This window comes from Pelagibacterium sp. (assembly GCF_035555455.1).
GTDB lineage: Bacteria > Pseudomonadota > Alphaproteobacteria > Rhizobiales > Devosiaceae > Pelagibacterium.
Map to the genome: position 1 here is coordinate 82,141 of NZ_DATMGM010000006.1, position 21,038 is coordinate 103,178.

Sequence of the window (21,038 nt, forward strand, 5' to 3'; positions counted from 1 at the left end):
TACGGCGCATTGCTGTGAACAAGTGCGGGCACAAATTCGCACAAAAGGGCAAGTCTAAGCCAAAAAATATCGGGGCACTGCTCTATGGACACGACCAAGCAAAACCAGCCGACGTCCGGGCAGGACTCTGACGATCTGATCGCTGAACTGGCGCGGCTGGTCGCCCAGGACGCGCGCAACACCTCCGCCCAGAGCGAAGCGTATAAGCGGGAAGAGCCCCGCTTTGCGCCCGAGCCCGAGCCACAGGCTGCCGCAGACGAGCATCAGGATGCGCCCTATATCGAGGCAACGGAGCCTACCCCCGATCGCCGTGATGACCTGCCGGGCTTCGATTTCAGCTTTGCGCGCGAGGACGAACAGGCTCCGGTCGCGACCGATGATGCCGACCCGATCGCCCATCTGATCGCCGATGCGGAAGTGGAGGCTTATGATCGCGATCTGGCCGAAGAGCCCCAATGGCATCCCGAGCCCGCCCCCGAGCCGGTTGTTTTCGAGGCCAGCTATTCGCCCCGGGTAGAACAGCCGCGTTTTGATGAATTTCCTTCCGCGCTGGAACCTGAACAGCCCGCCGCACCTGCTTCCTATGGGCATGACAGTGATCCGCTGCGCGAGATCGAAGCCCTGATAGGGGAGGCGGCACGGGTCGATCCGATTGCCGAGCCTGCAATGCCGCCGGGCCGCCGGGTGAAGTCGAGCTATCTCGATGACAGCACCCGCAAGGGCGCGGTCGATGCCGCCGAGAGCGCCATTCTGGCGGCGGCAGCGGCGACCGGGGCCTCCGTGCGGCGCATGGAACCCGAAGCCGCGCCGGTTGAGCCCCGCCCGACCCCTGCGCCCGCACCACAGCCTGAGCCTTATGTGGAGACGCCGCGGGCCAGCACCGACCGCATTCCCGATCCGCTATTCGCGACGCCGGCCAGCGAGCCGATGGCGGATGAGGGCGATTATGAAGAGTTCGAGGCCGATCCGTCCTCTGAAACCGGTCGGGTCCGCCGCCGGATGTCCGGGTTCGTGCTGCCGGTCGTTGGTGGCGTGGCCATTGTCGCCGTGATCGCCGGAGCTTATTTCGCGTTCTTTTCCGGCCCGAACGACTCTGGCGAAGCGCCGCTTCTGACCGCCGATGCCCAGCCGCTCAAACAGGATGTCGAGCCCAGCCGATCCGAGAGCGCAGCCAGCGAGTCCGTTGTTTTCAGCGAGATCGAGGGCAACACCGCGCGCCCGGAAGACGAGGCCCTGGTGTCGCGTGATCAGACCGATGGCGCGACCGGAGCCCAGATCGCGCAGGTGCTCGCTCCGGAAGAGGGGGAAACCGCCCTCGTCAACCGCCCGGTCCGCACCGTCACGGTGCGTCCGGATGGAACGATTGTCACCGCCGCGGACGACAGTGTCGCGGGTTCCAACGTTCTGCCCGTCGATCGCCCCAATGTTCCCGCGGTGCCCAACAGCACTCTGACCGCCGACCCCATCGGCGAAGCCATTGCGCAGGCGATGTCCGGCGATACGGCCTTTGCGGCTGCTCCTGAAACGCAGGTTGCTGCCCTTGATCCGACACCTCTCGCGGCAGAAACTTCTGCCCCGGTGACCGATGCCACCGCACCGCAGCCGGTCGCGCGCCCTGCGGGCCTGTCTGCGGCTCCTGCACCTGCCGCGCCCGCTACAACAACGGCGCTCGCCACTGAACCAACCCAGCCCGCTGCCGCATCGTCGGCCCCCGCAGCCTGGGTGCAATTGTCGTCCCAGCGCAGCGAAGAGGTCGCCAGGGCCGGGATGGCCGAATTGCAGACCCGCTATGGCGCATTGTTCAACGGTGTGGCGCTGGAAGTCAGCCGCGTCGATCTGGGCGATCGCGGTGTGTATTACCGGGTCCGTCTGCCGCAAACCAGTCTGGCTGAGGCCAACGCGACCTGCGGGGCCATTCAGGGGCAGGGCGGTGACTGCTTCGTGCTCAACAACTGATCTGTGCGGCGGTTTCCCGCCTTGACGGCGCACGGGGGAGTGGCAATGCTGCTCTCCTTTCCAGGGCTTGCCAGCGGCGGGACATGGCCGAAACTTCTGACCTATGGTTCGATGAAAAGCCCGAAAGGGCCGAGACGGATGCCGTCCTGCACGTCGATGTCGGCGGGTATGAGGGCCCGCTCGATCTGCTGCTCGACCTCGCGCGCAAGCAAAAGGTCGATCTCTCCGGTATTTCCGTCCTCGCCCTTGCCGAGCAATATCTGGCGTTCATCGAAACCATCCGCCAGCAGCGCATCGAGATTGCCGCCGATTATCTGGTGATGGCCGCCTGGCTCGCCTATCTCAAAAGTCGGCTGATGGTGCCGCGGCAGTCCGATGACGAAGAGCCCAGCGGCGAGGAAATGGCCGCCTTGCTCCAGTTCCGCCTTGCCCGGCTCGAAGCCATGCGCGATGCGGCGGGGCACCTGTTCGACCGGGCAAGGCTGGGGCGCGATATCTTTGCGCGCGGCATGCCAGAGCCGGTTTCGATCACCCGCCATGCCCTTTGGGAAGCCGATCTCTATCAATTGCTGCGGGCGTATGCCGCCCAGCGCGAGCGCGGCATTCCGGCGGAATATTCGCCTTATCAGCGCACCGTCTGGGCCTTGCAGGAGGCACGTGAAATTCTGGAACGGCTGATCGGGCAGAGTTACGAATGGGTGGCGCTCGACACCTATCTTGCGCAATATCTGGCGCGGCCCGAAGAACGCGCGACCGCGATGGCGTCGAGCTTCACGGCGTCGCTGGAACTTGTCCGGCTGGGGCAGGTGGAATTGCGCCAGCACGAGGCTTTTGCCCCGCTGATGCTGCGGCGGCGTCCGGGGACGCGCTCGGATGAATGATGTCAGGGGCGGCATGTCCGAAGTAAAAAATCGCAATCTGCGCATTCTCGAAGCGCTGCTGTTCGCGTCCGAGGAGCCAGTCGATCTGCAGGAGATCCGGCCCTTCCTTTCGGATGGCGCTGATATCGATGCCCTGATCGATGATTTGCAGGCCCGCTATGCCGGGCGCGGCATCAATCTCGTCCAGCGCGGCTCGAAATGGGCTTTCCGCACGGCGGATGACTTGAGTTTTCTGTTGCGGCGCGAGGAAAGCGAGGCTCGGCCCCTGTCGCGGGCGGCGCTGGAAACCCTCGCGATCATTGCCTATCACCAGCCGGTGACCCGCGCCGAAATCGAGGAAGTGCGCGGCGTCTCGATCTCGCGCGGCACGCTCGACGTGCTCATGGAAGCGGGGTGGGTGCGCATGCGCGGCCGGCGGCGTACGCCCGGGCGTCCGGTGACCTATGGGACCACCGATGCGTTTCTCGATCATTTCGGGCTGGAAACGCTGGGCGATCTGCCCGGGCTGGAGGAATTGAAGGGTGCCGGTCTGCTCTCCAGCCGGGTGCCCGCCAGCTTTCAGGTGCCGATGCCGTTTGACGGGCCGCACCATGAGGACGAGGACCCGCTCGAACCCGACGATCTGGGGCTCGCCGAGCCGGAAACCGAGGATTGACATTTTCCACGTGCGCTGGTGCCCCATTTGTGATCAATGGGCCGCATAACCAGGCGGCGCATCCTTGTTTTCGCCGCCAATAGTCAATATCTGTGATTGCCAGTAAATTCGCCTTCGGCCGGCGGCAGCCGGACCGATTCTTAGGAGGTTTGAGTATGAATCCAGGACCCTGGGGACTTCTGATCATTGCTATCGTCGTGCTGCTGTTGTTCGGACGCGGCAAGATTTCCGGCCTGATGGGCGAAGTCGCCGGCGGCATCAAGGCGTTCCGCAAGGGAATGGCCGAAGAAGAGACGCCGGAAGAAAAGCCCGTCGCCACCATCGATCAGAAGGCCGCCTCTCCCGAGCCGCTCGATCCGGTCAAGAGCACGACCAGCAAGGACGCCTAAGGGCGTCTGGACTGAGCTCGCAGATAGGAACTAGACCCTGATGCTTGGCCTTGGCTGGAGCGAAATGCTCGTCATCGGCATTGTGGCGCTTGTCGTTGTCGGCCCGAAGGATTTGCCGGTGATGATGCGCAACATTGGCCGCATGATGGGCACTGTTCGCCGCATGAGTAATGAATTCCGCCGTGAAATCGACAAGGCGATTGCAGCGGATGAAATTCGCGAAGCCCGCAAGGCCATTTCAGATCCGCTGAAGCAGACGACCGAAGAGATCACCCGCGAGTTCAACGCCATCCGCGATGGCAAGGTCGAACCGACCGGGCGACTCAAGCCAGCCGATCCGGCCAAGGAAAGCGTGGTCGACGAGATCAATGCCATAGCCGGTATCAAGGCAGCCGCCCCTGCGGCGGCGGCAGTTTCTGCTTCCGCCGCATCGTCAACGCTCAAGGCAACCGCAATGCCAGATGAGCCGGTGGCGGAGGAGGCTTCTCTCGCAGTTGCCCCAGAGGCTGCCCCGAAAGCAACGCCTCGAACACGGGCGGCGAGGGCTGGCACCGCCACGACGGCCAAAACCCCTGCGCGCAGGAAGGCCGCAAGCGATGCGGCAGCGCCGGCAGCGGAAAAAGCCACCAAGGCGACCCCCAAAAAGCCCGCCGCCAAAAAGCCTGCGGCCAAGAAGCCTGCAACCTCAAAATCCGCGCCCAGCACTGCTGATGGGGCAAAATCGGCGCCCAAGGCACCCAGGCCCAAGCCCAAGTCTCCTGCACCGAAGTCATCCGCGCCTAAATCGCCCAAGCCTGAAACCAGCGCCGCCGCGCCGAAAAACGCTCCATCGAAGCGCGCGCCCGAGGCCGCTTCTGCCGATGGGGAGAGCTGATCGATGGCAGACAAGACCAAAAAGGCCGGGTCCTCCTCGTCCGAGGATGAACTCAAGGGCAGTGAAGCCCCGCTCATCGAGCACCTGATCGAGCTGCGCCAGCGGTTGATCTACTCGATCATCGCTCTGGCGGTGCTGTTTATCCTGTGTTTTTTCGTCGCCGACCACATCTATAATTTCCTGCTGGGCCCGTTCATCGCGGCTGCGGGAAGCCCCGAGGCGGTCCGGCTGATCTATACGGCACCGCAGGAGTTTTTCTTCACGAAGCTCTCGGTGGCGCTGTTTGCCGCGATCTTTCTCGCCTTTCCGGTCATCGCCTCGCAGATTTACGCCTTTGTCGCGCCGGGATTGTACAAGAACGAGCGGATGGCGTTCCTGCCCTATCTGATTGCCACTCCGATCTGTTTTTTGATCGGTGCCGCCGTCGTTTATTATGGCGTGATGCCACTGGCTCTGGGCTTTTTCCTCGGGATGCAGCAGGTCGATCCCACCGGCGTCAGTATCGAGATGGTGACGAGGGTTTCAGAATATCTGAGCCTGATCATGACCTTGCTTCTGGCGTTCGGGGTTTGCTTTCAGATGCCGGTCATCCTTACCCTTCTGGCGCAGGTCGGCCTGATCGGCGTGGACAATCTCAAGACGTGGCGTCGCTATGCGATCGTCGCCATCGTGATCGTCGCCGCCTTCCTCACGCCGCCCGACCCGATTTCCCAGATCGGTCTGGCGATCCCGCTTCTGCTGCTTTACGAGCTGTCGGTCATTGCCGTCCGCATCGTTGAAAAGCGGCGGCTGGCCCGCGAAGCACAATTGGCACAGGAGCTGGAGACCTAAGGTCGGGTCTTCAGCTTGTTTTCGCCATGAGCCAGGCCATTCTTGAGTTTTCCGGCTGTCTCGGCTAGGCACTGATCCGCTCTTCCTTTTCAAGCGGACCCGCCCGACATGTTCGATATCAAATGGATTTCTGCCAATCCTGAGGCTTTTGACGCAGCGTTGCAGACGCGCGGGGTCGAACCGGCTTCGGCATCGCTGATCGCGCTCGACGACCAGCGCCGCTCGGTGGTGGCCGAACTCAATGCCGTTCAGGAGCAGCGCAACGCGGCCTCCAAGCAGATCGGGCAGGCCAAGGCGCAAAAGGACGAGGCGCGGGCAGGGGCTCTGATGGCCGAAGTCGCCGGTCTCAAGGATACGCTCGGAGCGCTGGAGCAGCGCGAAAGAACGCTGACTGAAGACATCCGCGCCGCGCTCTCTGTTCTCCCCAATCTTCCCGCCGCCGGTGTTCCGGTGGGGGCGGACGAGGCCGATAACGTTCTCTATTTCCGCGCCAACGAATCTGACGCGACCCGACCCGCCAAGCCGGAATTTTCCTTTGAGCCAAAGGAACATTACGAGTTGGGCGAGGCCATTGGCGGCATGGATTTCGAAACCGCAGCCAAGCTGTCGGGAAGCCGGTTCGTCGTGCTCAAGGGGCAGGTCGCCCGGCTCGAACGCGCCATCGGCCAGTTCATGCTCGACCTTCAGGTCAATGAGCATGGTTATACCGAGGCGCTGCCGCCCCTTCTGGTGCGCGACGAGGCCATGTATGGCACCGGGCAATTGCCCAAATTCGATGGCGACTTTTTCTTTGCCGGTCACGGAGACGGGCGGCTTGCGCTGATCCCCACCGCCGAAGTGCCTTTGACCAATTTCGTGCGCGAATCGATCCTCTCCGGGGATGAATTACCCCTGCGCCTCACGGCGCTCACGCCGTGTTTTCGCTCCGAAGCCGGGTCGGCGGGGCGCGACACGCGCGGCATGCTGCGCCAGCACCAGTTCAACAAGGTCGAAATGGTGTCGATCACCACGCCGGAGCATTCGGCGGACGAGCATGAGCGTATGCTGGCCTGTGCCGAAGAGGTGCTCAAGCGCCTCGGTATCCACTATCGCGTCATGCAGTTGTGCACCGGCGATATGGGGTTCAGCGCCCAGCGAACCTACGATATCGAGGCCTGGCTGCCCGGCCAGAACACCTACCGCGAAATATCCTCGGTGTCGGTCTGTGGCGATTTTCAGGCCCGGCGCATGGACGCGCGCTATCGCGACGCCGATGGCAAGCCCAAATTCGTCCACACCCTCAACGGATCGGGCGTCGCCGTGGGTCGTGCGCTGATTGCGGTGATGGAGAACTATCAGAATGAAGATGGGTCGATCACCATCCCTGACGCTCTTCGCCCCTATATGGGCGGTGTTGAAAAGATCGGCGGATGAAGAAAAATCCCCGCATCCTGCTGACCAATGACGATGGCGTCGACGCGCCGGGCCTTGCTATCCTGCTCGATATCGCGCGGGAATTGTCCGACGATGTCTGGGTTGTGGCCCCCGATGCCAACCAGAGCGGCACCGGGCACCGGTTTACGCTCGGCTATGAGGTCGAGCTCGATCAGCGCGGCGAGCGCATTTATGCGCTCAACGGCACCCCCGCCGATTGCGTCGTTGCCGGGATGACCCACCTGCTCAAGGATCGCCGCCCCGATATCGTCCTTTCGGGAATCAATCGCGGGCAGAATCTGGGTGACATCGTCCACTGCTCGGGCACTGCGGCCGGAGCGAGGGAAGGGGCCTTGCAAGGGGCAATCGGCATCGCGCTGAGCCAGTCCATGGATTACGACCATGGCCGCGACGAGATCGACTGGGCCTGTGCCGCAGCCCTCGGGGCGCAGGCGATCCGGGCCATTCTCGATGTGTTCGACAACAGCGATACCTATTTCAACGTCAATTTCCCGATCAGCGCCCCCGAGGATATCACCGGCATTCGCCTTGTTCCGCATCAGCGTTTCGCGCGCTCGCCGTTCGAGTTGTACGCCAGCGACAACCCCGGCAAGCATTTTGTGACCATCCTGCAAACGCCCAAACCTCTGGACGCCGACGCTGATTTCCATATCCTGCATGAGGACAACGCGATCACGGTGACGCCGCTCATGCTGCAACAGACCGATATGGACTTTGTGAACCGGTTCGGTGGCCGGTTGCCCTTCGAGGGTCCGGGGCGGACATGAGCGAAGGCGGGCCCGGCGCAACCGATTACTGGGAAGCGCGGGCCGGCCTGATTCTCAACCTGCGCCAGCAGGGCATCACCGATCCCCGGATTCTGCTCGCCTTTGAAACGGTTCCCCATGAACTGTTCATTCCCGACGAATATCTGGCCTATGCCTATCGCGAATCGTCGCTGCCTATCGGCTGCGGCCAATCGATCACCGCGCCCGCGATCGTCGCGCAATTGCTGGCCCCGCTCGCCCCGCATGGCGTCAACAAGGTGCTCGAAATCGGCACCGGCTCGGGCTATTCGGCGGCGCTTCTGGCCCGCATGGCGCGGCGTGTCTTCACCGTGGAAAAATATCGCTCCCTCGCCGCCCAGGCGCAGGCACGCTGGCAGGGGGCGGGGATCACCAACATCATCGGGCTCACCGATGATGGCCTCAACGGCCTTGAGCAGCAGGCGCCCTTTGAGCGTATCCTCCTGACCGGCTCGGTGTCCGAAGTGCCCGAAGAGCTGATCGATCAGCTTGCTGATGGCGGGATTGCCGTCATGGCGGTCGGCGCGCCTGCCGACAAGCAGTCGATCATCCGCATCGAGCGCGTCGAGGACAGTTTTCTGGAAACCGAGTTGGGGCTGGTGCGGCTGTCGCCTTTGAGTCCCGGGCGTTCGCGCACTTTATAACCCGGTTTCGCCCGGCTTTAAGGTCGTCTTTACCTTAACAAGTTTACTTTGCCGTCATTGAGTAAATGAGTTGACGGGCCTTTTCCCATGACCATGAGCGTACCTGGTTACAATCTGCGCAGCGCCGGCTCCGCCCTTGCGATGAGCGTCGCGGCCCTGGTGTTGGCAGGGTGTTCCTCCATGGGGTCTTTCGGTGGCGATCCTACTGTTACGGGAGCGACTTCGCGCATGGGGGGCGCCGTGGTCGGCCAGGCCATGCCGCAATATATCCCGCCTGCCAATATCGGCGGGGGCGTGGCCATGATGTCTCCGGGCGGTCCGGCCCTGATCGATCGCACCACCGCAGCGCCCATGGGTGGGCAGTCGGCCGTCGTCTCACAAGATCTTCCAGCCTTGCAGCCATCAGTAACGAGTACCCAAGCCATGCCTGCACAAACCGCCGCCGTGACCGCGCCTTCGCCGGTCCTCAATCAGCCTGCGCCGGGGGCTGCTCCCCAGCTTGCCGTCGTTGAAGGCAATACCTACAGGCACACCATTGCCTCGGGCGAGTCGCTCTATACGATCGCCCGGCGCTATGATGTCAGCGCCACCGATATCATCGCCGCCAACAACATCACCGCCCCGGACCGCATCCGGGTGGGGCAGGCGCTCGTCATTCCGGGCCGCCCCGATCTTCTTGCCCAGCGCAGCCAGACCCAGCAGGTCGCAGCGCTGCCCGATGCAGGCACTTTGACCACGCCTTCGGGCACACCGGTCACCCAGCCCGCCCCGGTGGCGCAAACCCCGGCTCCTGCGCCAGAGGCGCCGACCCAGGTCGCCAATGCCCAGCCGCAGCAGCCCACTCCGGCTGCCACCGCATCGGTGACCAGCGACAAGTTCCGCTGGCCGCTCTCCGGACGGGTCATCACCGATTTTGCCGCATCCCGTGGCACCGGCATCAACATCGAAGCGCCGGAAGGCACGTCGGTCCGCGCCGCTGAAAATGGCGAGGTGATCTATGTCGGCAATGCCGTGGAAGGATATGGCAACCTGGTGCTGGTCAAGCACGACAACGGTTTTGTCTCCGCCTATGCCCACCTCAACACCATCGGTGTGGTCAAGGGCGACAAGGTCTCGCGCGGCGATGCCATCGGCACCGTGGGCATGACCGGTTCCGTCACCCGTCCGCAACTGCATTTCGAACTGCGCAAGGGTGCGACCCCGGTCGATCCGATGCCGATGCTGGCCGGTTAGGACCCAGATACTGGAAGCGCAGCCAAGTTTGAGGCCGGTTCGAAAGAGCCGGCCCTTTTTTGCTTGGGACGGCTGCGCATCCCTCATCCGATCGCTTCGCGGCCACCTTCTCCCTCAAGGGGAGAAGGGCGGGGATGAGGGATGCTCTGAGTGTCAACGGGCACCGCGGAGCATACTGGTTCCCGGGTCTTCGCCCGGGATGACCAAAAACGACAGGCTGTCGCCCGCTGCCGTCCCCTATCCCCAACGCTGTCATCCCGGACTTGATCCGGGATCCAGTAACCGGCAGCGGACCTGTATTCCACAAGCGATGAGCGCTTTCACCCCCCGGCCAACTACCCGATCGCCTTGCCCTTTTCCCCCGCAAGGTGGCGGACAAATTGAATGGCGACCCGACCCGAGCGCGACCCGCGCGTTGCCGACCATTCGATCGCTTTGGCCCGCAATTCGTCGTCATCGACCTCGATGCCGTAATGGGTCACGTAATTGCGCACCATGGCCAGGTAGGTGTCCTGATCGCAATTGTGAAAGCCCAGCCACAGGCCGAACCGGTCCGACAGCGACACCTTTTCCTCGATCGCTTCGCCCGGATTGATCGCGGTCGCCCGTTCGTTGTCGATCATGTCGCGCGGCATCAGGTGGCGACGGTTCGAGGTGGCGTAAAACAGCGTATTGGCCGGACGGCCTTCGAGCCCGCCATCGAGCACGGATTTCAGCGCCTTGTAGCTGGCGTCATCACCATCGAAACTCAGATCGTCGCAATAGATGATGAAGCGTTCCGGGCGCTCCACCACAAATCGCAGCAGGCCGGGCAGGGTGGCGATGTCTTCGCGCGCGATTTCAATGAGGATCAGCCGTCCGATATCAGGATCGGCAAGTCCGCCGATATGGGCGTGGATGGCTTTCACCATCGAGCTTTTGCCCATGCCGCGCGCGCCCCACAACAGGGCGTTGTTGGCCCCGTGCCCCCGGGCGAACGCCAGCGTATTGTCGAGCAGGATGTCCCGCAGATGGGAAACCCCTTCGAGCAATTCGAGCGGAACCCGGTTGACGTTGCGCACGGGAACGAGGACATGATCACTGCCGTCCCAGAGATAGGCGTCGATTCCATCTTCGATTCTGGCCGTGGCCCGGGTCGTCCCGGCCAGTGTATCGAGGGCATGCGCGATCCGTTCGAGCGCCGCGCCGATACGGGAGTTCTGATCGATGTTTTCCACTGGAGAATGGTCCCTGAAACTGCCCGATAAGCTTTGCGTTTCATCGGGCCCGCTAGTATAGTCCGCGCGATTTTTCGGCAGGAAAATGATCTGCCCAAAACCGCGAAAGCCCTATATGGGACATCGTTTCCTGCTTTGACAAGCAGCCGCTATGGAGTGTCTTGATGTTTATTACCCCCGCTTATGCCCAAGGAGCGGCTGCGCCGTCCGGAATGGATTTCGTTTCCAGCTTTATTCCCATCATCCTGCTGATCGCCATTTTCTGGTTCCTGATTTTCCGTCCGCAGCAGAAGCGGATGAAGGCGCAACAGGCCATGCTCGCTGCCGTCAAGCGCGGTGATACCATCGTCACCAATGGCGGTGTCGTCGGCAAGGTGACCAAGGCCGTCGAAGGCGAAGATCTCGAAGTCGAGATCGCGCAAGGGGTCAAGATCAAGGTCGTGCGGGCGATGATCGCCGATGTGAGGACCAAGTCCGAGCCCGTCAACGACAACAAATAGACGCGCCAAACGGTGTTCGCGAGGCACGCTGTCTCGCGATTCTATCTCCGGTATCGCCGGCGCGCCCGCTTGTGGAGCGGCGCCGGCGCTATCGCCTTTGAAGGACTATACAAATGAAGTTTCCGTCGTTGCGGCCCGTGCTCATCGTCCTCGTCGCGCTGGTCAGCATTGTGGCTGCGCTGCCGAGTTTCCTCAGTGAGGATGCGCGCGCCCGCTTGCCGGACTTCATGCCAAAGGAAGGTGTCGTTCTCGGGCTCGACCTTCAGGGTGGCTCGCATCTGCTGTTGCAGGTCAATCGCGACGATATCGTCCAGGGCCGGCTTGGCGATATCAGGCGCGAAGCCCGCGGACTGCTCATCGATGCCGAAATCGGCAGCCTGATCACCACCAGCGGCACGTCGCTCGATGTGGAGCTGACCGATCCGAGCCAGCTCGATCGGGCGCGCACGGTTCTCGCCCCGCTGTCGCGGATGATCGAGGGCTCGCTGCTTCAGGCGGGAACGACCCCCGAAACGCAAATCACCACCACCGGTGGCCGCATTCGCATCACCTTGACCGAGGAAGCGATTTCGAGCCGCATGTCCTCGCTGGTCAGCCAGTCGCTGGAAGTCATCCGCAATCGTATCGACGAAGTGGGCACCACCGAGCCGATCATCCAGCGCCAGGGCGATGACCGTATTCTGGTACAGGTTCCCGGCTTTGGGGATTCCGAGCGCCTCAAGGAGCTGATCAGCCAGACGGCGCGCCTGACCTTCCATCTGGTTTATCCCTCCATGTCGGCGGCGCAGGCCCAGGCACAGGGTTTGCCTGCCGGCACCATGATCGTTCCGAGCGCCGACGGGTTCGACGAATTGTTGTACGAAGACGTGGCGCTGGGCGGCGAACAGCTCGTCGATGCGCAGCCGTCTTTCGACCAGAATGGCCGCTCGGTCGTTACCTTCCGGTTCAACACCCAGGGTGCGCTGACCTTTGGCGAGATCACCTCCCAGAACGTCGGCAGGCGCTTTGCCATCGTGCTCGACGATCAGGTGATCACCGCTCCCACAATCCAGCAGCCGATCACCGGCGGGACGGGGCAGATTTCGGGCACCTTCACCTCCGAAACGGCCAGCGACCTGGCGGTGCTGCTGCGGGCCGGTGCGCTGCCGGCGACCCTCGACGTCATCGAGGAGCGTACCGTCGATGCGAGCCTTGGCGCCGACTCCATTCAGGCCGGCCTCACCGCCGGTATCGTTGCCGCCGGGCTGGTGCTGGTGTTCATGGTCATGGCCTATGGGCTGTGGGGCGTGTTCGCCAATATCTCGCTGATCCTCAACATCGTCATGATCTTTGCAGCGCTCTCGCTGCTCGGCGCGACGCTGACGCTGCCCGGTATTGCCGGCATCGTGCTCACCATCGGCATGGCGGTCGACGCCAACGTGCTCATCTATGAGCGCATGCGCGAGGAACAGCGGGCAGGGCGCTCGCCCATTCAGGCGATCAATGCGGGCTTTTCGCGCGCGTGGTCGACGATCATCGACTCCCACCTCACCCAGCTCATTACCGCCATCGTCCTTTACTTCCTCGGCTCCGGCCCGGTGCAGGGCTTTGCCATCACGCTGGGTCTGGGCATCCTGACTTCGCTGTTCACCTCCTACACGGTAACCCGTTTCTTCGTGGATATCTGGTTCAAGATCGTCCGCCCGAAAGTGCTGAAAATCCAGCACTTCCGGTTCATCCCGGACGGAACCAAAATTCCGTTCATGAAGATCTCGCGCTATGTGATCGCGTTCTCCATCGTCGCGACCATCGCCTCGCTCGGCACTGCCTATTTCAAGGGATTCAATCTGGGCATCGACTTTGTCGGTGGCACCGCGATCGAAATCCAGCATCAGGGCGGCCCCGCCGATGTGGGCGAAGTCCGTGCGCTGCTCAACAACCTCGATCTGGGGGAAATCCAGGTTCAGGGCTTTGGTACGCCGGAAGACGTTCTGGTCCGCGTGCAGGCGCAAGAGGGCGGCGAGGATGCCGACCAGCGCGCCGTGCAGCAGATCACCGAGGCGTTGGCCACAGAGAATTACGAAATCCGCCGCGCCGAAGCGGTGAGCGGCACGGTTTCTGGCGAGTTGGCCTTAGCGGGCACCATCGCGGTGATCGTCGCGCTGGGGGCCATCCTCATCTATATCTGGGTGCGGTTCGAGTGGCAGTTCGCCCTGGCCGCCGTCACCACCACCAGCCATGACGTGATCATGACCATCGGGTTGTTCTCGATCACCGGGCTGGAGTTCAACCTGACCTCCATCGCGGCGGTTCTGACCCTGGTGGGGATATCGCTCAACGAAACCGTCGTCATTGCCGACCGTATCCGGGAAAACCTGGGCAAGCACCGACGAATGCCGCTGCCCGAGCTGATCGACCTGTCGATCAACCAGACCATCGTACGGACCTCGCTGACCCAGTTCACATTGCTGCTCGCGCTGTTCCCGCTGGTGTTCTTCGGGGGCGAGGTGATCCGCAGCTTCACCATCGCCATGACGTTCGGCAGCTTTGTCGGGATGTATTCCTCGATCATCGTCAGCGGCCCCGTCCTGATCAATTTCGGGCTCAAGCCGCGCGCCGAACCCGGGAACCCCAATGACAAGGTCAACAGCAGCGGCGCCAGCGTCTGAGGGGTAACCTGATGACCTTCGAAGCAGGGCAGGGGCATTACCCCTATCAAGCCGGGATCGATGCCTATGGCGATGGCGGCTTCCGCTTTGCCGACATGTCGCATCGCGGTTCGATGATCTGCCTGCCTTCGGGGATGTATGCGTGGGATGTCGCTGTGCCCGGCGACATCTCGCTGGCCTCGCTGTCCCGCGCGATGGACCACGCCGACCAGATCGACGTGCTGCTGATCGGCACCGGCCCCGACATCGCCCCGCTGCCCCGCGTCATCCGCGAGGCCTTCCGGGAACGACAGGTGATCGTCGAGGCCGTCGCCACCGGCAGTGCCGTGCGTACCTATAATGTGCTGATGGCTGAAAACCGGGCAGTTGGCGCGGCGCTGATCAGCGTGGAGAAGGCCCGCTAGATGGGTGAAGACTCGGCGCTTGTCGTCACACTGCTGCGCGACTTGGATGGCGATCGCTATGCCGCCAGCCTTGTCCTGCCTGCTGGCCAGCGCGCTGCCATCCAGTCCATCTTTGCCTTTTCCGCCGAAGTCGCTGCCATCCGCGAGCGGGTGAGCGAGCCCGCGCCCGGTGAAATCCGGTTGCAATGGTGGGTCGACGCCATCGAGGGTAAGGGACACGGTGCGGTCGCCAGCAATCCAGTCGCCGGGGCGCTGCTCGAAACGCTGCAACAATACGCGCTTCCCGCCGGCCCGCTGATCCGCCTGCTCGCCGCGCGCCGGTTCGATCTTTATCACGACGCCATGCCCGATATCGGCCAGTTTGAAGGCTATGCGGGCGAGACGGTTTCGGTGCTGTACCAATATGCCGCCATGATCCTTGCCGGTGGTCCGGCTGAAGCGGCGGCCGATGCTGCAGGCCATCTGGGCGTGGCACAGGCGCTGGCGGGCCATCTGCGCGCCTTCGGCTACAACGCCGCGCGCGGGCAGCTTTTCCTGCCGCTGTCGATCTTCACCGCGCATGGCGTCCGCGAAGCCGATATCCATGCGGGCATCGCCAGTGCCGGATTGACCGCAGCGCTCGGGCAGATCACTGAGCTGGCCCGTGACCATGCCGCCAAGGCGCGCACAGCCATAGATAAGCTCGATTCCGATCTCAAACCCGCCTTTGCCAGTCTTGCACTGGTCGATGCCGATCTGCGCATGATCCACAGCGTGGCCGACGCGCCGTTTGCCGCCCCTCGGATGCCAGCGCCCTTTGGCAGGCTGTGGGCGGTCATCTGGTGGATGCTGCGGCACGCACGATAGCGCGATTAGGGGGAAGCCCATGGCCCGGTTTAGCGATCAGCTCAGACAGTTTGCTCCCGACATGGTCGAGACGGTGCGCCGCTTTCCCGTGCCCGCGCTGTTCATCCTCGCCGCCACGATACTCGGCCTGGCGCTGATCAATGAGGTCATTGTCGCCGATCCCGACGATTTCTGGGCCCGCCTCATGGCCGGGCTGTTCATCGGCGCCGCCGCTTCCACCGGCACCACCCTGTTTCTTGAACGGCGCACACTATCTGCCCCAATGCGCGCCATCGCCATCTGGGCAACGGCCATCGTGTCGTTTGCCCTGTTGCAGATTGATAACACCGCGCTGATCTTTCCTTATCCTCTGCCGGTTGTGGCCCTGTTATGGCTGGCGCTGTCCCCCTCGCTTCGGCGCCGCCCGGAGGGAGAGGGGCTGTTCTGGTGGACCAATGCGCTCGCCATTCCCACGGCGATCATTGCTCTGGCCATCGGAGCGATCATCACGCTGGGCCTGTTCGCCATCGACTGGTCGCTGTCACGCCTGTTCGGCGCGAATATCTACTGGATTTTCGAGCAATGGCTGATCCCGGCGGTCTGGCTGCTGCTCATTCCGCTCTACTGGCTCTCGACCGTGCCGCCCATCGACGGGTTTCGCCCCGCAGCGCTCAACCGGGCTCAGGACATTCCGTCGTGGCCGATCGCTGCCATCGGCCATTTCGTCCTGATCCCGTTCACGCTGGTCTATGCCGCCATCCTGCATGCCTATGCCATCCAGATCGCGCTGGCTGGTGCGCTGCCCGACGGCATTATCGGAGTGATGGTCATCGGATATCAGCTTGCGGGTCTCATGACCTGGCTGCTGGTCTATCCCGCCTTCATGCGCGACAAGGCGCTGGTGCGGCTGTTCCGCCGCATCTGGTTCTGGGTCAGCATTATCCCGCTTGCGCTCTTGGCCCTGGCGATCTGGGAGCGGTTCGCCGCCTATGGTCTGACCCCGCGCCGGGTGCTCTTGATCGCCTTTGCCTTATGGGCCGGTACCCTGTGCCTTATCTTCCTATGGAAGCGCGGCCGCGCCGATATCCGCCTGATCCCCGGCCTCGCCGCCATACTGCTGGCTCTATTGTCGCTCGGTCCGATCTCGCCCGAAGGGCTTTCGCGCTGGCAGCAGACCAATCGCCTTGCGACTCTGCTGACCGGGGCCGCCACCGACACCGGCTTTGTCTGGCAGCCGCAGAACGAACGCGCCGCCCGCGCGGCGTTCGATTATCTGGTCTCCGACGCCCGCAGCAGCGCTCCCGTGGCCGATCTGGTCGATCGTCTGGGGCTCGACGTCGATGCCGATCGCGCTAATTCAAATGCGCTGCGCGCGGCCCTCGGCCTGTCCGGCCCGCGCCTGCTCGAACGCGATACCATCACCTACACCCAGCTTTCCAGCACCACCCCTGCCGAAGCCATCGACCTGCGGTCGACGCCCTATTATCTGGGCTGGGGCAATATTTTCGAGCGCCAGATCAATCCGCCCTTGTCGGGGTTTGCTGTGTTCCTCGACGGCTCTGTCCTCACGATCACTGCCCCATCGGGTGAGGTCGCGACTGCCGATCTTCTGGACTGGATGGAACGCCAGGACGATTCCGAAATCCTCGACGCGAAGTTGTCCGTCGCGCTGGGTGAGGGCGCGCTCACCGTCCTGATCCAGGAGTTCTCCGCCATGACCCGCTCCGACGGCGACCTCCCCACCACCCGCGTCCAGCGGTTGCAAATCGTCCTGTTTTCATCCCACCCCGCCTCGTCGGCGGTTGAGCCTGAGGCAGGGGAAACGCCCCTGCCTTAGCGCGCAACCTCTTTCACCCACGCACTTCGCCCATACCTCAGCGCTGTCATCCCGGACCTGATCCGGGATCCAGTACCCGGCAGCGCTGCGACTCTTTCCTCAGCCTTCACCAAACGAGCCCCCTTCTCCCCTGGTGGGAGAAGGGCCGGGGATGAGGGGGGCGCTGAGGTCCAGCGCGCGCACTGCTGAAAGAAGACGCTCAGCGCGCCCTCATCCGACCGCTTCGCGGCCACCTTCTCCCACGAGGGGAGAAGGGAAGAAAGAGAGCGGCGCGCCATCACCCACGCACTTCGCCCACAGCCCCCAGCGCTGTCATCCCGGACTTGATCCGGGATCCAGTACCCGGCAGGGCTGCGGCTCTTTCTCCAGCCTTTACCCGACGAGCTCCCTTCTCCCCTCGTGGGACTTCGAGGCGATGGCGCAGCCACAAATCGCTCCAGTGGAGCGATTTGAGACGAAGAAGGGACGGGGATGAGGGGGCGCTGAGTTTCTACCCCCACCTCAGAGCATACTGGTTCCCGGGTCTTCGCCCGGGATGACGTTGGTGGGTGTAGGCTGGTCGCGAACAAACATCCGCACGCCCGCTTCGCAGCCACCAAGGAAAGCAGAATGCAGCACAGCCATCACCCACGCACTTCGCCCACACCCGCAGCGCTGTCATCCCGGACCTGATCCGGGATCCAGTAACCGGCAGCGCCGCGACTCTTTCCCCAGCCTTTACCCGACGAGCCCCTTCTCCCCTCGTGGGACTTCGAGGCGATGGCGCAGCCACAAATCGCTCCAGTGGAGCGATTTGTGACGAAGAAGGGTCGGGGATGAGGGGGCGCTGAGTTTACACCCCCGCCTCAGAGCATACTGGATCCCGGGTCTTCGCCCGGGATGACGCTGGTGGATGTGGGCTGGTCGCGAACAAACATCCGCACGCCCGCTTCGCAGCCACCAAGGAAAGCAGAATGCAGCACAGCCATCATCCACGCACTTCGCCCATCCCCCCAGCGCTGTCATCCCGGACTTGATCCGGGATCCAGTAACCGGCAGCGCTTCTTGGGCTCGCTGTGCTGCCAACGCAAGCACCCCTCACACCCAGGCGGCAAGGTCCTCCAGCGCCCGCGTGGTGATTGCCTTTTTCTTGGCTTTTGCCTTGTCCGGCCCGCGCCAGCGACCGACCAGCCCTTCGGGCTTTCTGATTTCTACCGGCGGGAACAGGCCGAAATTGACGTTCATGGGCTGGAAGCTTCGGGCGCCGGAATAGGATTCGGCTTCCATATGGCCCCCGGTGATATGGGCGATGAGCGCGCCAAACGCCGTCGTTTCCGGCGGCAGGGTCAGCGTTTCGCCCTTCGCTTCAGCAGCCGAAAGCCGCCCGCACACCAGCCCCATGGCCGCGCTTTCCACATAACCCTCGACGCCGGTGATCTGTCCGGCAAACCGCAGGCGCGGGTCGGCCTTGAGGCGCAGGTCAGGGCGCAGAACTTTGGGGGAGTCGAGGAACGTGTTGCGATGCAGGCCGCCAAGCCGCGCGAATTGCGCATTCTCAAGGCCCGGGATCAGGCGGAAAATTTCGGCCTGGCTGCGATAGCGCATCTTGGTCTGGAAGCCGACCATGTTCCACAGCGTGCCCAGCGCATTGTCCTGGCGCAGCTGGACGATCGCGTGGGGTTTAGTCTCAGGATCGCGCGGGTTGGTGAGGCCCACCGGCTTCATCGGGCCGTGGCGCAGGGTTTCGCGCCCGCGTTCCGCCATCACCTCAATGGGCAGGCAGCCGTCGAAATAGGGCACCAGCTCCCAATCCTTGAACTCATGCAGCGGCGCTTCGAGCAGGGCATCGATGAAGCGGTTATACTGCTCCTCGTTCATCGGGCAGTTGAGATAATCGGCCCCGGTGCCCATCGGCCCGGCCTTGTCGTAGCGCGACTGGGCCCAGACGATGTCGTGATCGATACTGTCATGGTGGATGATCGGCGCGATGGCGTCGAAAAACGCCAGGGCATCGGCGCCGGTCAGCTCGGCAATGGCATCGGCCAGAGCGGGCGAGGTGAGAGGGCCGGTCGCGATGATCACATTGTCCCACTCGGCGGGCGGCAAGCCCGCCACTTCCTCGCGCTCGATGGTGATGCGCGGGTGCTGTTCGAGAGCCTCTGTAACCGAGTCGGAAAACGCCACGCGATCAACGGCCAGCGCCCCGCCCGCGGGCAGGGCGTGCTTGTCGGCACAGGCCATGATCAGCGAATTGGCGCGCCGCATTTCTTCGTGCAGCAGGCCGACAGCGTTGTGTTCGTGATCGTCAGAGCGGAAACTGTTGGAGCAGACCAGTTCGGCCAGCCCTTCGGTATGGTGGGCGTCGGTGCGCGTCGTGGGGCGCATTTCGTGCAGGATGACATCAACGTCGGCATGGGCTGCCTGCCAGGCCGCTTCCGAACCCGCCAACCCGCCACCAATTACATGTACAACAGCCATTCCACCATCCAATTCGATGAGATCAGGGCTTGGCTATAGCCGATAAACGCCGCGCTATCCAACCGCAGCGTACCGCGCAAATGGTCGCGAACCATGGCGCTACGGGGAACGTAACCCCGAGAATCAAAAAGGCATCCGGTTCAGGGATGCCTTTTTCGCGTTTCGACTTTGGAGGTCGTAAAAAACTCAGAGCTGGCTGGCATGATCGCGGGCGATACGTTCAATGTCGCCGCGGGTAATGCCGAGGTCATTCAGTTCACGATTGCCAAGAGCGCTGAGCTCACGCACCGTCTGCTGATAGGCCGACCACTTCCGGAATGTCTTGCGAATACCCATTTGTCTTCTCCTTTGGTTTGATGATCTTCATATACCAATTCATACTCGACTTAAGTAGTAGGGATTAGGCATTCCGGCCATGCACACCATGCATGGCTTGCCGATCGATCCCTGCATATCGGGTCGGATGAGGCGCTGAAGATTCGCGCAAAGGCGCGCTGGCCGGGCCGATAATGGCGGGCCAGCGCGGACGCAGGTTTATTGGGCGGCGCTCATGCGCAGGGGGCGACGCTCCATCACCTCCTTGAGGAACCGTCCGGTGTAGGAGCGCGGGTTTTCCGCGACCTCTTCGGGCGTCCCGATCGCCACGATCTCTCCGCCGCCATCGCCGCCTTCCGGCCCCAGATCGATGATCCAGTCGGCGGTCTTGATGACTTCGAGATTGTGCTCGATGACGATCACCGTATTGCCCGTATCCACCAGTTCCTGCAGCACTTCGAGCAGCTTTGCCACGTCGTGGAAATGCAGGCCGGTGGTGGGCTCGTCGAGCACGTAGAGCGTGCGCCCGGTGGCGCGCTTGGACAGTTCCTTGGCCAGCTTCACCCGCTGGGCTTCGCCGCCCGACAGCGTGGTCGCCTGCTGGCCGATCTTCACATAGCCCAATCCCACCCGTTGCAGGGTCACCAGCTTGTCGCGGATGGCGGGGACCGCCGAAAAGAACTCGACGCCTTCATCTACAGTGAGATTGAGCACATCGGAAATCGATTTGCCCTTGAACTGCACTTCAAGCGTTTCGCGATTGTATCGCTGCCCCTTGCACACATCGCAGGTGACATAGACGTCCGGCAGGAAGTGCATTTCGATCTTGATCACGCCATCGCCCTGACAGGCCTCGCAGCGGCCGCCCTTGACGTTGAACGAGAACCGTCCCGGTGCATAGCCGCGTGCCTTGGCCTCGGGCATGTTGGCAAACCACTCGCGGATATGGGTGAAAGCCCCTGTATATGTTGCGGGATTTGAACGTGGCGTCCGCCCGATCGGGCTCTGGTCGATGTCGATGACCTTGTCGAGAAATTCCAGCCCGGTGAGGCTTTCATGCGGTGCCGGATGCACCCGAGCGCCGTTCAGCCGCCGGGCGATGGCCTGATACAGGGTCTCGATGGTCAGCGTGGATTTGCCGCCCCCCGACACT

Annotated in this window: 19 protein-coding genes; 15 read left to right on the forward strand and 4 right to left on the reverse strand. The window is 62.9% G+C overall.

Annotated elements, in window-relative coordinates; all coding sequences use genetic code 11:
- Positions 1-84 precede the first annotated feature (84 nt).
- From VNS12_RS01020 to VNS12_RS01065, 10 genes are all read left to right on the forward strand, one after another.
- Entirely contained in the window at positions 85-1,956 is a 1,872-nt protein-coding gene (locus VNS12_RS01020) for an SPOR domain-containing protein (RefSeq protein WP_325485975.1), read from the forward strand.
- A gap of 83 nt (positions 1,957-2,039) precedes the next feature.
- Positions 2,040-2,837 (forward strand): segregation and condensation protein A, encoded by a 798-nt coding sequence (locus VNS12_RS01025; protein WP_325485976.1) that lies wholly within the window; start codon positions 2,040-2,042, stop codon positions 2,835-2,837.
- A gap of 13 nt (positions 2,838-2,850) precedes the next feature.
- Positions 2,851-3,492, forward strand: coding sequence for an SMC-Scp complex subunit ScpB (gene scpB, locus VNS12_RS01030; RefSeq protein WP_325485977.1), 642 nt, complete (start codon positions 2,851-2,853; stop codon positions 3,490-3,492).
- Between the two features lie 155 nt (positions 3,493-3,647).
- Positions 3,648-3,881, forward strand: coding sequence for a twin-arginine translocase TatA/TatE family subunit (gene tatA / locus VNS12_RS01035; RefSeq protein WP_325485978.1), 234 nt, complete (start codon positions 3,648-3,650; stop codon positions 3,879-3,881).
- Between the two features lie 40 nt (positions 3,882-3,921).
- Positions 3,922-4,755 carry a Sec-independent protein translocase protein TatB gene (tatB, locus tag VNS12_RS01040; RefSeq protein WP_325485979.1) on the forward strand — a complete coding sequence of 278 codons (834 nt, stop codon included), beginning with the start codon at positions 3,922-3,924 and terminating at the stop codon, positions 4,753-4,755.
- Between the two features lie 3 nt (positions 4,756-4,758).
- Entirely contained in the window at positions 4,759-5,586 is an 828-nt protein-coding gene (gene tatC / locus VNS12_RS01045; protein WP_325485980.1) for a twin-arginine translocase subunit TatC, read from the forward strand.
- Positions 5,587-5,694: 108 nt separating this feature from the next.
- On the forward strand, positions 5,695-6,999 hold the full coding sequence (gene serS / locus VNS12_RS01050) for a serine--tRNA ligase (RefSeq protein ID WP_325485981.1): 1,305 nt from the start codon (positions 5,695-5,697) through the stop codon (positions 6,997-6,999).
- The gene (surE, locus tag VNS12_RS01055; RefSeq protein ID WP_325485982.1) at positions 6,996-7,787 is read left to right on the forward strand and encodes a 5'/3'-nucleotidase SurE; all 792 of its coding nucleotides are present in this window, start codon (positions 6,996-6,998) and stop codon (positions 7,785-7,787) included. The genes serS and surE overlap by 4 nt, the downstream gene beginning before the upstream one ends.
- Positions 7,784-8,449: a protein-L-isoaspartate(D-aspartate) O-methyltransferase gene (locus VNS12_RS01060; protein ID WP_325485983.1), complete on the forward strand. Its 666-nt coding sequence runs from the start codon at positions 7,784-7,786 to the stop codon at positions 8,447-8,449. The genes surE and VNS12_RS01060 overlap by 4 nt, the downstream gene beginning before the upstream one ends.
- A 93-nt stretch (positions 8,450-8,542) precedes the next feature.
- Positions 8,543-9,682 (forward strand): peptidoglycan DD-metalloendopeptidase family protein, encoded by a 1,140-nt coding sequence (locus tag VNS12_RS01065; RefSeq protein WP_325485984.1) that lies wholly within the window; start codon positions 8,543-8,545, stop codon positions 9,680-9,682.
- Positions 9,683-10,017: 335 nt separating this feature from the next.
- Here VNS12_RS01065 and VNS12_RS01070 read toward each other — a convergent pair whose 3' ends face one another.
- Positions 10,018-10,899: an ATP-binding protein gene (locus VNS12_RS01070; RefSeq protein ID WP_325485985.1), complete on the reverse strand. Its 882-nt coding sequence runs from the start codon at positions 10,897-10,899 to the stop codon at positions 10,018-10,020.
- A gap of 164 nt (positions 10,900-11,063) precedes the next feature.
- On the opposite strand from VNS12_RS01070, the gene yajC reads away from it, so the two are divergent.
- From yajC to VNS12_RS01095, 5 genes are all read left to right on the forward strand, one after another.
- Complete coding sequence (gene yajC / locus VNS12_RS01075; RefSeq protein ID WP_325485986.1) at positions 11,064-11,399, forward strand: preprotein translocase subunit YajC; 336 nt, start codon at positions 11,064-11,066, stop codon at positions 11,397-11,399.
- Positions 11,400-11,512: 113 nt separating this feature from the next.
- Positions 11,513-14,047 (forward strand): protein translocase subunit SecD, encoded by a 2,535-nt coding sequence (gene secD, locus VNS12_RS01080; RefSeq protein ID WP_325485987.1) that lies wholly within the window; start codon positions 11,513-11,515, stop codon positions 14,045-14,047.
- Positions 14,048-14,058: 11 nt separating this feature from the next.
- The gene (locus tag VNS12_RS01085; RefSeq protein ID WP_325485988.1) at positions 14,059-14,451 is read left to right on the forward strand and encodes an Mth938-like domain-containing protein; all 393 of its coding nucleotides are present in this window, start codon (positions 14,059-14,061) and stop codon (positions 14,449-14,451) included.
- Positions 14,452-15,297 (forward strand): phytoene/squalene synthase family protein, encoded by an 846-nt coding sequence (locus tag VNS12_RS01090; RefSeq protein ID WP_325485989.1) that lies wholly within the window; start codon positions 14,452-14,454, stop codon positions 15,295-15,297.
- A 19-nt stretch (positions 15,298-15,316) separates the two neighbouring features.
- Positions 15,317-17,113, forward strand: a complete 1,797-nt coding sequence (locus VNS12_RS01095; protein ID WP_325485990.1) for a DUF4153 domain-containing protein — start codon at positions 15,317-15,319, stop codon at positions 17,111-17,113.
- A gap of 1,077 nt (positions 17,114-18,190) precedes the next feature.
- On the opposite strand, the gene trmFO is transcribed toward VNS12_RS01095, so the two are convergent.
- The 3 genes from trmFO to VNS12_RS01110 form a co-directional block, all read right to left on the reverse strand.
- Positions 18,191-19,570 carry a methylenetetrahydrofolate--tRNA-(uracil(54)-C(5))-methyltransferase (FADH(2)-oxidizing) TrmFO gene (trmFO, locus tag VNS12_RS01100; RefSeq protein WP_325485991.1) on the reverse strand — a complete coding sequence of 460 codons (1,380 nt, stop codon included), beginning with the start codon at positions 19,568-19,570 and terminating at the stop codon, positions 18,191-18,193.
- 186 nt (positions 19,571-19,756) lie between these two features.
- On the reverse strand, positions 19,757-19,906 hold the full coding sequence (locus VNS12_RS01105) for a DUF1127 domain-containing protein (protein WP_325485992.1): 150 nt from the start codon (positions 19,904-19,906) through the stop codon (positions 19,757-19,759).
- Positions 19,907-20,104: 198 nt separating this feature from the next.
- On the reverse strand, positions 20,105-21,038 hold a 934-nt coding region (locus tag VNS12_RS01110; protein ID WP_414693037.1), incomplete at its 5' end, for an ATP-binding cassette domain-containing protein.